This window comes from Lancefieldella rimae ATCC 49626, assembly GCF_000174015.1.
Classification (GTDB): domain Bacteria; phylum Actinomycetota; class Coriobacteriia; order Coriobacteriales; family Atopobiaceae; genus Lancefieldella; species Lancefieldella rimae.
This window is the reverse complement of the sequence record NZ_ACFE01000001.1, coordinates 193,315-205,498: the sequence shown is the minus strand read 5'-3', so window position 1 is coordinate 205,498 and position 12,184 is coordinate 193,315. Positions and strand designations below refer to the sequence as shown.

Genomic DNA, 12,184 nt, shown 5'->3' with positions numbered 1-12,184 from the left:
GATATGCGTACTCTGATATAGTAGTTCCGCACCACTTCCGGGGAATTAGCTCAGCTGGGAGAGCGCATGACTGGCAGTCATGAGGTCAGGGGTTCGATCCCCCTATTCTCCACCATACATGACAGGCGGCGGGCGACCGTCGCCTTTTTTATACGGGCTCATGGCGCAACGGTTAGCGCAGAGGACTCATAATCCTTGGGTTGTAGGTTCAAATCCTACTGGGCCCACCAACCATTCAACCTGGCAGGATTTTTATCTGTCAGGTTTTTCTGGTTTTATGGGTCTTTTTGTAAAATATCAGCTGGGCTTAGAGAATGCGGCAGCAACACAGTAGCAACACGGTAGCGACGCAGTAGTAACGTGTTTGAAAATATTATGGTTTCTGAAAGACGTGAGGGTAAAATATGTAGTGGTGCTATACCTCTCGTATTGCTTTTCAAATGAAAGGGGAGTTATGACTCCTGAAACTCGTGCAATGAAGCTCGTCAGCTTGTTTTTGTTGATTGGTGGTCTTTTGGGTCTGATAACCGTGGTAGTTGCGGTTATCGGAAACGGACCAAAACTTGACTCGGCACTTTTTCTCTTTGCGTGTATGATTGCCATTCTTGAAGGCGGATATGCGGCTCGAGCCGCCAATGTTCCCAACCAAGCAGCAGATGCGTTTTCAATGCTTTTAGGAGCAACTGCGGTGTTGGCAGTCATTACGGTTATTCAGATAGCGGTGGCTCAGAATCTTACGGTATTGGGTGTCGAACAGCTGGTTCTTCTCGCCTTATCGGTCTTTGTTACCTTTGGATCTCGCAGGGTAAAAAAGTCCATCGAAGCAAAATAGGCAACTTTACATACATAATTGCGTAAGAAACTAGCATTATGGGTTGCTTTTTGATATGATTTGCAAGCGCTAATCGGGCGATTAGCTCAGGGGTAGAGCAATGCCTTCACACGGCAGAGGTCACAAGTTCAAATCTTGTATCGCCCACCATTAAAACATAAGGTCAGAGGGTATATTTGTTCTCTGGCTTTTTTCATTGTGCCCCACGCTGTAAAAAAATGTGCCCCACGAGGTCATCGTAGGGCACCTTTGAAGATTTGTTCTTAGTTCTGCATATTTTCTCTTGGAGTATGCATACAGTTCTTTGAGACCTACTGCCACAAAAAATGTGTACAGTGGGAGGAAATTTTCGATTGTTAGATCTGTGTAGATTGTTAGATTTGTGTATCTATATAAAGTGTATTGAAGTGAGTACATATCTTAGGGACTGGTAATTGAGGTAACTTCTTATGAAAATATATTATGAGCATGGAAAACTCAAGATAAGAAGCATGCTAGAAAGTGATGCTCAAGCAATCATTGAGGTATTTCAATCATATGGATGGAATAACAAAATAGAAACTTACTCCGGATATTTTAAAGACCAAGAAGTAGGTGCTCGTAGTGTTTATGTAGCAGAATACGGTAGCAAAATAGCGGGATACGGTACGTTGCTTTTTTCCGCTGAGAGTGGACCGTGGAAAGAAAAAGGCAAACCAGAAATATCAGATTTGAGAGTGTTCGATGCATATCAGCAAAAGGGTATAGGAAGTGCCATCTTAAACGTAATAGAAGAAGATGTCGCAAGGTTTTCAGATGAGATTACTCTTGCCGTAGGGCTTCATTATGGATATGGAAACGCCCAACGGCTGTATGTAAAAAGAGGATATGTACCTGACGGATCCGGAGTGTGGTACAACTCAGAGATTCTCGAGCAGTATGCCGATTGTTGCAATGACGACTCGCTGCTTTTGTATATGAGTAAAGCGCTCAAGTAGTATCGGGCAATCATTGCGTAGCCGATGGCAGTCATCGGACAGCCGGTGGGTGGCCATCGAGCGGCCGTTTCGTAGCCGGTGAGCGACCGGTAAAATCACCGACAAACTGCTTTTTTCGGAAAAGGTACCAAATCGGGTGTTTAGTGGTGGTTTGATCCACCACTAAACACCCAAATCCCGGAAAAATCACCACTAAACAGTCGATTTCCGGCAGATTCCAGAATTTCTCGTTTAGTGGTGAAATGGTGTCTTACAAAGACCTCGGCGTGAGTACATAAGCGCGCAGGGATGAACACGCAAGCGCATCAGGATGCATGTGCAAGCGCATAGGCGAGAAGACAAACGGGCATAGAGTTTTACGTTATACCTACGGATATGCCATATAATAGACAGCTGCATTCTAGAGAGCTCAGGAGTCCTTTTGATCGCACTGGCAGATAAAATTTCAAAGTCATTTGGTGGACGCGTCCTCTACTCGGGCGCAACGCTCCAGCTTAACGCCGGTGAGCGCTGGGCGCTTGTCGGTCCTAATGGCGCCGGCAAGACAACGCTTCTGAAAATCATCATGGGACAAGAAACTCCCGATGAGGGCACAATCTCCTTTGCGCGCGATACTACCATCGGCTATCTTGAGCAAGAAACCGAGCTTATGGGGGAGAAGACGGCACTTCAAGAGGTTATCGATTCGGCGCACGAAATCAAAACGTGGGAGCGCAAGGTGGCCAAGCTTTCGCAAGAGATTGCCGAGACTCCGGAAGGTCCAAAGCTCACGAAGATCCTTGAAGCCTATGGTCATGCCATGGAGCGCTTTGAGCGTTTGGGCGGCTATGAGCTTGAGGCCCGGGCGCGTCAAATCCTTGGCGGCCTCGGTTTTCCGGTGGAGGACTTTGACAAGCCCGCCAAAGAGTTTTCGGGCGGCTGGCAGATGCGCATCTCCCTCTCAAAGTTACTTCTGCGCCATCCCGATCTCTTGCTGCTCGATGAGCCTACCAACCATCTTGACCTCGAGTCGGTTCAATGGCTGGAGAAGTTTTTGGCCGCCTACGACGGCGCGGTGCTTCTCGTCTCACACGACCGCACCTTTATGGACGCTTGCGTAAGTCATGTAGCCGCGCTGGAAAATCGCATGTTGGTAACCTATACTGGCAACTACTCGGGATACCTGCATCAGCGCGAGGAAAACCTTGAACAGCTCCGCGCCAAGCGCTCGGCTCAGGAGCGCGACATTGCCCACATGGAAGTGTTTATCGAGCGTTTTCGCTACAAGCCGACAAAGGCGCGGCAGGTGCAGGAGCGTGTGGCAAAAGTCGAGAAGATCAAGCAAGAGCTGGTGGTGCTTCCGGAGCAGTCTCACCACGTACATTTTCGGTTTCCCGATCCGCCGCGTACGGGGGATACCGTCATTTCACTTGAGAATGTCTCTAAATCCTATGAGGATAACCTTGTCTACCAAGATGTTGACCTGAAGCTCTACCGGGGTGACCACGTGGCGCTTGTCGGCCCCAATGGTGCCGGAAAATCAACGCTTATGAAACTCATGGCACACAAGATTTCCCCTGATACCGGGCAAATTGAACTTGGCCAGAACGTCAGTGAAGCCTACTATGCCCAGCATCAGCTTGAAGAGCTCGATCCCGCAAACACCGTCATGGCGGAACTTGATTCGGTGGCTCCCGGCTGGACTACCAGCGAGGAACGCCGCCTTTTGGGAGCCTTTCTGTTCCACGGCGATGATGTCGAGAAGCACGTCCAGGTTCTTTCCGGAGGTGAGCGTGCTCGTTTGGCTCTTGCCAAGATGCTCGTATCGCCGGATCCTCTGCTCTTACTTGACGAGCCCACCAATCACTTGGACATTGATTCGGTCGATGTGCTGGAAAAGGCTCTTGTTGATTTTCCAGGAACTATCGTCCTCATCAGTCATGACGAGCATTTGGTCAGAGCACTTGCAAACAAGGTCGTTGACGTACGCGACCACAAAATCACGGTGTACGAGGGCGACTACGAGTATTTCTGTTTCAAACGGGCTGAACTTGAGGCAGCAGAGGCTGTGGGTACAAAAAATGGAGCGTCGGACGCGGGTGTTCTGAAGCACAAAGCACCTACCGCGTATGGCTCTGACGGAGCTCGCGCAGAAAAGCACCATGAGGCTCCAATCAGCACTTCTCGCAATGTGAAGACAAAAGAGCAACGGCGCGCTGAGGCAGAGGAGCGCAATCGCAAGAACCGTGCGCTGCGCGATACAAAGAAGCGCCTCAAAGAAGTCGAAGCCGCTCTTCAGCCGGCACATCAACGCTACGATGAGCTCATGGCTTTGATGGCGGACGAAGACCTCTACAATGATGCGGAAAAGTTTGATGCGTGCATGGCGGAATACAATGCGCTTGCAAAAAAGATTCCCGCGCTTGAACAGGAGTGGCTCGAACTCTCAGAGAAGATGGAGGCGAACGCTCATGAGTAGGTCTTCTCGCACCATGAGAGGCGCAATAAAAACACTTCTTCGGGTGATACTGTTTTTGGCATGTGCGCTGGCAATTTTTTATGGAATTATTTTGACGGTTGATATCATAAAACCCGACATGCTTCGCGTGTGGCAGCTGCACTTTGACGGTTTTGCCACGAGGCTTTTACCGCGGACGCTTGCCGGTCTGTATGTGTTCCCTTTGCCAACGGGCGGTGTTTTGCGTGGAGATTATTTAATTGTTGTTATCATTGCTATAGCCGCCGCGTGGGGTGCTTCGCGTGTGGCGAGAAGTACAAGGTAAGAAGAAAGGCTTCATGTGACTCATGCATATAACGGCATTCAATGGATTGCAATACTTGTCCATGTCATAGTGCTCTTTTTTGCCATTATTTTTCACGAGATCGCTCATGGATATGTTGCATATCTTTGCGGCGATCCAACGGCAAAAAATGCAGGACGTTTAACGCTCAATCCGGTGGCTCATATAGATCCCTTTGGCTCGGTTATTCTGCCGGCAATCTGTGCAATTCTCGGTTGGCCGGGGTTTGGGTATGCAAAACCCGTTCCGTACAATCCCAACAACTTACGGCGACGCAGGATAGATGAGGTTCTTGTGGCGCTTGCCGGTCCGCTTTCAAACCTTCTGCAGGCTGCCCTTGCTGTGGGTATCTATCGTATTTTGATTGGTTTCGTTCGGAATAACCCCGCGTGGGCCATGACGCATATAGATCTGTTGGCCGCGTGGGTCATTCCGATACTTTCAACCATAATCATTTCAAACATTGTACTTGCGGTTTTCAATCTGATCCCTCTGCCACCGCTTGATGGCTCCAAGTTGCTGCTTTTGATATTGCCCGAAGACGCCCGTCAAAAATTTTACAGAATCGAGCCGTATTGCATGATTGCACTCATGGTGCTTCTCTGGTTTGCCCCCGAAAAGATCAATGCGATTATCGATACGGGCGTATCGTTCTTTATGAAACTTATGGTCGGTTAAGATGTCATATCGGGTAAAAACAGCTACCTATTCCGGCCCGTTTGATCTTTTGCTCCAGCTTGTAAGCCGTCAGAAGGTGGCCATAGGTTCCATATCCATCTCGGAGGTTGCCGACCAATATCTTGCAGAGGTTGAAACCATGCGAGATCTTGACTTGGATGTCGCGTCCGACTTTGTATTGGTTGCCGCTACTTTGTTGGATATGAAGGCGTCCGCCCTCGTTCCTGAAGACGCATCTTTGCGTGTAGACAAGGACGACGATGAGGATGAAGACCTTTTTGAAGGACTTTCTCCCGATGAAGCTCGGGAGGTGCTGATCGCACGACTTATTGCCTATAAGCAGTTTAGGAATGCCGGCGCAGCGCTTGGTGCTCGGGCAGAGGCCGAGAAGCGCATGTTTGCTCGCAGTGTGGGGCCCGACCCTGAGTTTTTGAATCTTATGCCGGATTATCTTGAAGGCATTACGCTCAGAAGTCTTGCCGTTATTTGCGCGGATATTGATTCACGCAGGGAGACCTTTCTTCTGGAGGCAGAGCATGTGGCTCCGCGGAGACTTCCCGTGGCGCTCACGGTTGCTTCGGTTGATCGCCTTACGCGCTCACGTGGCCACGTGAGGTTTTCTGAACTTCTCGACGGTCAGGATGCGCCTGAGATCGTGGTAACTAATTTCTTAGCCGTTCTTGAGCTCTTCAAGCGCGGGCTTGTACGTGTAACTCAAAACGCTTTGTTTGGTGATATTGAAATTGAACATATCGAAGGCACGGATCCATACGAGCTTGATGCATCTGTACTTTCGGAGTATGAAACAGAGGATGAAGTGTAATGGAAGCCGATCTGAAAACACTCGATAGCGGCTCTTTGAAGCCTTCCCTTGAAGCCCTGCTCCTTGTGGCATCAGATTCCGTACCGGCAACGGAGCTGGCAAAGATAACCGGTGCTGCCCCCGGCGAGGTGGCTTCTGCCCTCGCGGAGCTTTCCGTTGAATACGCGGAAGCGAACCGTGGATTTCAGCTTAGAGAAGTTGCCGGTGGCTGGCGACTTTTTACACATCCCGCCTTTCACGACCTTGTGGCTGATTTTGTGCTTTCCTGGGATACACGCCGGCTTTCTCAGGCTGCTTTGGAGACTCTTGCCGTTATTGCATATCATCAGCCGGTCACGCGAGAAGAGGTCCGTGCGATTCGCGGCGTTAATTCTGATGGAGTTATCTCTTCTCTTTGCGAGAAGAACCTCGTGCGAGAAGTTGGTAGAGACGCGGCTCATGGGCAGGCAATCTTGTACGGAACAACGGCACTTTTCTTGGATCGTTTTGGTCTTAAATCGCTGAGGGAGTTGCCGCCTCTGGAAGATTTTGCGCCCGATGAAGAGTCAAAGCAGTTTATTCGCGAGCGTCTTTCGGGGAGAAGCATTTCCTCAACGCTCGAAGAGGCGGCCGAAGACCTCGCGGAAGAACAAGAACTTTTGCGTGAAGACTATACCGATGACGATATTGATGACATCGGTCATATTGATGACATAGATTATGATGCGGAGATTTTTGACACGCCGAGAAGTACGTCACGTGGTGCGCGGAGCAGCGTGTCGGATGACTCGCTTGAGGACGATGAATAACGTGGAAGGTGAGCGTATTGTACCCATGCGCCTGCAACGCTTTTTGGCGCGAGCGGGTGTAGCAAGCAGACGCGGTTCCGAGCGCCTTATGACAGAAGGTCGCGTACGTGTCAACGGCGTTGTGGTCAGTGAGTTGGGCAGTAAAGTTGATCCGACGCGCGATACGGTAGAGGTGGACGGACATATTGTCGGCATTGCCGATGCACCGGTATATCTTATGCTGAACAAGCCCGAGGGATACCTTACAACCATGAGTGACCCGCAGGGACGTCCCACCATCAAAACCATGGTTCCAACAAAGCGCTATCCCGGTCTTTTTCCGGTTGGCCGTCTGGATATGGATACGTCGGGGCTTTTATTGTTTACCACCGATGGCACCATGGCGCAGGAGCTCCTGCATCCTTCTCGCCACGTATGGAAGCACTATCTGGCGCTTGTTTTGGGAGTGCCTACTGAAGCCGAGTTGGAGCGGCTGAGGCGCGGCATCATGCTTGATGACGGTATGGCTCAGCCGGCAAAAGTTGAGCTGAGAGATGATCTTTTGGAGCTTCACGGAACGTCTCGATATCCCCAAAATCCAAACAAGCCTCAAAACGCCATCGTAGGGATTTGGATTCATGAAGGCAGAAAGCATCAGGTTAAAAAGATGATGAGTGCCATTGGGCACCGTGTGTTGGTTTTGCACAGAGACGCCTTTGGTCCGTTAAGGCTTACCAATGTTGAAGAGGGTTGTTGGCGAGAGCTGAGAGACGAGGAAATTGCAGCTTTGCGAGAGCAGACAAGTGCGGATAAAGAGGATGCCGATGAGTGACGGTAAGGAGAGGCCGGTGAGTGGCATTACGCATCGCATACTGTTTATGCGTCATCCCGAAACCATTGCCAATACGCAAGGTTTTCTCTCCGGCAGACGAGATGTACCTCTTACGGAAAACGGTGTCATTCAAAGAAAGCGTGCGGTTGAGGCGCTTGTGGCATTTAAGCCGGATCGCATCTGGACAAGTCCGCTTTCACGTTGTCGTGATATGGGGCAGATGGCGGCGCAACGCTTGGGACTTACGCTTGAGGTAAAGAATGACCTGGCAGAAATAGATTTTGGCATTCTTGAAGGCGTCTCTTTTGCCGAGGCTCGCACGGTGTTGGCTCCGTATGGCCTGACATTTCCATGGAGCTCGGATGAGCAAAACCACTCACAACCCGCACCTTATGCGGAGTCGTATGAAGCGGTACGCGTTCGCTGTCAGCACATTCTTGATGAGTTGGTAGCATTGGACGGGCGTACGGTCTGTTTGACGCATGGCGGATATTTGCGCTGTATGATGGGTCAAATTCTTAAAACTCCTGCAAATACCGCGTGTGGTGTACATCTTGCCAATACATCTTCTGTTTATTTCACCTCAAACGGAGGAAATGACTTAAAATTAGGCGGTTTTAATCTTGATCCACAAGAAGTGATATACGCTTCAACAACACCCAGTATCTACGACTCTCGTAACATTTGGGGAGTTCACAAGGAGGACGCATGATCGTTGCAATTGACGGACCCGCAGGTTCAGGAAAATCCACCGTTGCCCGTGCGCTCTCTCAGCGCTTGAACCTTGTCTTTTTGGATACTGGTGCCATGTATCGTTCGGTGAGTGTTGTTTGTCTTGAGAAAGGCATCTCTCTTGACGACACGGAAGCCATTATCAAAGAGGCTCGTGAAATTCAGATCACCTTTGGAAATTCACCTGAGGGTCAGACTGTTTTTGCGAATGGACACAATGTCACTCAGGCTATCCGGACCCCTGAAATTGATGCGTGTGTTTCTCGCGTTGCGGCCATTCCCGAGGTTCGTGAGGCTATGGTTGTCCTTCAGAGACGTGCTGGCGAGGCGGGAGACGTGGTAGCCGAAGGACGAGATATCGGAACGGTCGTATTTCCAAAAGCAGAAGTTAAAGTATTTCTGACGGCAGATCCTGAAGCCAGGGCTCACCGACGGGCGGTACAGCGAGAAGGAAAAGATACTGCAACAAATGCTTCCGCAACTGCCGATGCGGCAGAAGAGAAGAAAATTCTCGAGGATATCAAAGCGCGCGATGAGGCCGACTCTTCCAGAAAGGTTGCCCCTCTAAAGCCTGCGCCCGATGCGCACCATATAGACTCTTCGCACATGACGCTCAACGAAGTGGTAGATGCCGTTGTCGCACTTCATCCTGGTCTTCAGGAACGAGATCGGCACGCACCACGTGCTTCTCGCCACCAAAGCACGCATGAAACAAAAACGTCCTCCTCAGACGATAGCGAGTCTCACAGATCGGCTGATCAGAAGAGAAAAGGTACGCGCGAAAAAAAGAGTGGGGATAAGAAACTTAAGGCATTTAGGGGCAACTCATGTGACGATTACTTTGACACGGGGCTCTTGAACTTTCCGCTTCCGGCAAAAATCTTTTTACGGATTGCCATTTTTGTTCTTATGGTAGTGACAAAACTCTGGTTTCGCTGGAGTATTGCCAACGCCTCATTGCTTAAAGACGACAGGCGTCCGCGCGTTATCATCATGAATCATCCGTCGATGTTTGATCCGGTGATGATGGTTGCCTATCTCATGTGGCATCACATTCCTGTCCGTACCATCTACAAGAGTGAGTTTGATAAAAACCCACTGGTAAAATGGTTGTTTTCTCGGGTGGGTGCGATTCCCGTTGAGCGCGGAAAAGCCGACATGAAAGCAATCAGGCGCTCGGTGGCGGCGATTGGCCGGGGAGAATGCCTGTTGATTTTCCCTGAGGGAACGCGCATCCGCGACAATCACATACGCCCTGAAATTCATGGCGGTTTTGCACTCATTGCTCAGCTTGCGGGTTGCGACGTTCAGCCTGCGGCTATTTTTGGTGCCTTGGACATCAAGCGTGCAAACTCGCCCGTAATTCGGCCCGTTAAGATTTGGGGTTTGGCGGGAGAGCGTATCAGTTTTGCCGATCTGCAGGCCACTAAGCGTAAAGATCAAGCTCGGGAGATGGAAGAGCTTGGTATGGATCGGGTATATGAACTCAGAGATCAGCTGATGCGTGAGCATCCTGGGAGGAATTAGTTGTGCCCACCATTAGAATTGCAGATGAAGCAGGCGCTTGTTATGGCGTTGAGAGAGCTCTTGAAATGGTCGAAGCGGCGCTTGAGGAAGGAGCCGCTCCGGTAAAAACCTTGGGTCCTCTGATCCACAACCCAAAGGTGGTCAAATCCCTTAATAAGCGAGGAGTTCAGGTTGTGGATCGTGCAAAAGATGCTGCGGGATCTGCACTTTTGTTGCGCACTCACGGGGTTACTCCTGAAGAAGAGCACTTGGCGCGCGCTGATTGCGCGGAGGTTATGGATGCAACCTGTCCTTTTGTAAAGAAGACTCATGCGGCCGCAGAACGTCTGGCGAGTGAAGGCTATGCTGTGTATGTGGTTGGCGAGGCAGGTCATCCTGAAGTAGAAGCAACCCTTGCACACGTCCCGGGTGCTACCGCCATTGACTCCGTCTCTGAGGTAGAGGCACGTGCGCGAGAATTTCAAGATGCACGCAGAGTTGGGTTGGTTGTACAGACAACGATGTCGGCTGCTCGACTGCGCGAGGTAGTTGGCGCTCTTTTGCCGCTCGTGGAAGAACTCCGTGTAATGAATACCATTTGCGAGGCTACGGCGGGCCATCAGCAATCATGTGAGCGTCTTGCAAAACGCTCTGACGTAATGATTGTGATAGGGGGTCGGAACTCTGCAAATACTACGAGGCTTGCAGAGATTTCATCTCAATTTTGCCGCAAAACACACCATATTGAAGGAGCGGAAGAGCTTCTTGCCAACTGGTTTGACGGAGCGCAAGACATTGGCATAACCGCCGGCGCTTCAACTCCGGCCGCTCAAATTAGAGCCGTTAAAGATGCAATTTCACAGATGGTGGAGAAACACTAAGAGACGCATCATGGTAACATGATAGTGTCTGTACATACATTCAAGGAGAGTTATGCCTAAGCCTATTGTTGCTGTTGTAGGCCGTCCAAATGTCGGTAAATCAACCTTAGTAAATCGCCTTGCTCAAAGACGCGAGGCCATTGTGCACGAGTCTCGCGGCGTTACGCGCGATCGCTCATACCATGATGCCGATTGGAACGGACGTGAGTTTTGTCTTATTGATACCGGCGGCATTGAATCCGTGAAGTCAAAGGATCAATTTGCACCGCACATTCGTGAGCAGGCGCTCCTTGCGTGTGAAGAAGCCGACGTCATTGTGTTTGTCGTTGACGGCAAAACGGGCATTACCGACGAAGACGAAGAGGTGGCTCGCATTGTGCGGAGGTCCGACAAGCCGGTCTTTTTAGTGGTCAACAAAAAGGATAGTCCCGAAACCGAGCAAGACGGGCTGTGGGACTTTTATGCCCTTGGTGTAGGAGAACCCCTTCCCATTTCTGCCTCGCACGGCATTGGTACGGGAGACTTACTTGATGGTATCGTAGCGGAGCTTCCTGAAGAGAGAGAAGAGCCGGTAGACGACAGCATTATACGCTTGGCCATTATCGGAAGGCCCAACGTAGGGAAATCGTCTCTTGCAAACCGCTTGGCAGGCAAGAAGCGCTCCATCGTCTCTAATGTTGCGGGCACTACGCGCGATGCGATAGACACAATGATTATGTGGAAAGATCAGCCCATATGCCTTGTGGACACCGCGGGTATGCGCCAGAAGAGTAAGGTGCATGAAGACGTTGAATATTACAGTCTGCTTCGCGGACTTCGGGCAATGGATAGAGCCGACGTGTGTCTTTTGGTAATTGACGCAACGGTCGGCGTTACCGAGCAGGATCAAAAACTCGCCAATATGGCCGTTGAGCGTGGGTGTGCGCTGGTAGGACTTTTGAACAAGTGGGATCTTATCGACACCGAGGAAAAGCAAGCAGAGGTGTCCGCTTCGGTGGACAAGCGCATGTCTTTCTCGCCGTGGATTCCGTTTATTCGTGTGTCTGCATTGACGGGCAGAGCGATTGATAAGGTGCTCGGCGCCGCGCTGGCTGCGGCAGGCGCACGTGCTTCTGAGATCCGCACCTCAAAGCTGAATGATCTTCTCACTCGGATTCGTGAGGGCGGACACAGCGTATCCGACAAAGGACGCCGCCTTAAGATTCACTATGCGACGCAGACTGGATCAAAACCTCCGGTAATTTCGTTTTGGTGCAATGCCCCCGATCTTGTTGACGACAATTACGAGCGGTTTATTGAAAACCGTCTGCGGGAGTGCTTTGATTTGACGGGAACTCCTCTGCGCCTAAAGTTCCGTAAGAAAGCTGAGGCATAGA

12 protein-coding genes and 3 tRNA genes are annotated in these 12,184 nt (G+C 50.5%); all 15 read left to right on the top strand.

Annotated features, from left to right (window positions below; genetic code table 11):
- The first annotated feature begins 39 nt into the window (after nucleotides 1–39).
- A tRNA-Ala gene (locus ATORI0001_RS00995) sits at nucleotides 40–115 on the top strand.
- Nucleotides 116–154: 39 nt separating this feature from the next.
- Nucleotides 155–230, top strand: a tRNA-Ile gene (locus ATORI0001_RS00990).
- A gap of 224 nt (nucleotides 231–454) precedes the next feature.
- Nucleotides 455–832, top strand: coding sequence for a hypothetical protein (locus ATORI0001_RS00985; RefSeq protein ID WP_003148566.1), 378 nt, complete (start codon nucleotides 455–457; stop codon nucleotides 830–832).
- 75 nt (nucleotides 833–907) lie between these two features.
- A tRNA-Val gene (locus ATORI0001_RS00980) sits at nucleotides 908–982 on the top strand.
- A 299-nt stretch (nucleotides 983–1,281) separates the two neighbouring features.
- A complete protein-coding gene (locus tag ATORI0001_RS00975) occupies nucleotides 1,282–1,809 on the top strand; it encodes a GNAT family N-acetyltransferase (protein WP_003148452.1) in 528 nt (175 codons plus the stop codon).
- Between the two features lie 421 nt (nucleotides 1,810–2,230).
- Entirely contained in the window at nucleotides 2,231–4,267 is a 2,037-nt protein-coding gene (locus ATORI0001_RS00970; RefSeq protein ID WP_003148756.1) for an ABC-F family ATP-binding cassette domain-containing protein, read from the top strand.
- Nucleotides 4,260–4,571, top strand: coding sequence for a hypothetical protein (locus ATORI0001_RS00965; RefSeq protein ID WP_003148146.1), 312 nt, complete (start codon nucleotides 4,260–4,262; stop codon nucleotides 4,569–4,571). Before ATORI0001_RS00970 ends, ATORI0001_RS00965 begins: the two co-directional genes overlap by 8 nt.
- 15 nt (nucleotides 4,572–4,586) lie before the next feature.
- Complete coding sequence (locus ATORI0001_RS00960; protein ID WP_003148218.1) at nucleotides 4,587–5,267, top strand: site-2 protease family protein; 681 nt, start codon at nucleotides 4,587–4,589, stop codon at nucleotides 5,265–5,267.
- Nucleotide 5,268: 1 nt separating this feature from the next.
- Entirely contained in the window at nucleotides 5,269–6,090 is an 822-nt protein-coding gene (locus ATORI0001_RS00955; protein WP_003148575.1) for a segregation and condensation protein A, read from the top strand.
- On the top strand, nucleotides 6,090–6,878 hold the full coding sequence (gene scpB, locus ATORI0001_RS00950) for an SMC-Scp complex subunit ScpB (RefSeq protein WP_003148732.1): 789 nt from the start codon (nucleotides 6,090–6,092) through the stop codon (nucleotides 6,876–6,878). The genes ATORI0001_RS00955 and scpB overlap by 1 nt, the downstream gene beginning before the upstream one ends.
- Nucleotides 6,871–7,689 carry a pseudouridine synthase gene (locus ATORI0001_RS00945; RefSeq protein WP_040324405.1) on the top strand — a complete coding sequence of 273 codons (819 nt, stop codon included), beginning with the start codon at nucleotides 6,871–6,873 and terminating at the stop codon, nucleotides 7,687–7,689. Before scpB ends, ATORI0001_RS00945 begins: the two co-directional genes overlap by 8 nt.
- On the top strand, nucleotides 7,682–8,401 hold the full coding sequence (locus tag ATORI0001_RS00940) for a histidine phosphatase family protein (protein ID WP_155811519.1): 720 nt from the start codon (nucleotides 7,682–7,684) through the stop codon (nucleotides 8,399–8,401). Before ATORI0001_RS00945 ends, ATORI0001_RS00940 begins: the two co-directional genes overlap by 8 nt.
- Nucleotides 8,398–9,948: a (d)CMP kinase gene (gene cmk / locus ATORI0001_RS00935; RefSeq protein WP_003148784.1), complete on the top strand. Its 1,551-nt coding sequence runs from the start codon at nucleotides 8,398–8,400 to the stop codon at nucleotides 9,946–9,948. The genes ATORI0001_RS00940 and cmk overlap by 4 nt, the downstream gene beginning before the upstream one ends.
- 2 nt (nucleotides 9,949–9,950) lie before the next feature.
- A complete protein-coding gene (ispH, locus tag ATORI0001_RS00930; protein ID WP_003148155.1) occupies nucleotides 9,951–10,808 on the top strand; it encodes a 4-hydroxy-3-methylbut-2-enyl diphosphate reductase in 858 nt (285 codons plus the stop codon).
- 52 nt (nucleotides 10,809–10,860) lie between these two features.
- A complete protein-coding gene (gene der, locus ATORI0001_RS00925; protein ID WP_003148156.1) occupies nucleotides 10,861–12,183 on the top strand; it encodes a ribosome biogenesis GTPase Der in 1,323 nt (440 codons plus the stop codon).
- Nucleotide 12,184 lies beyond the last annotated feature (1 nt).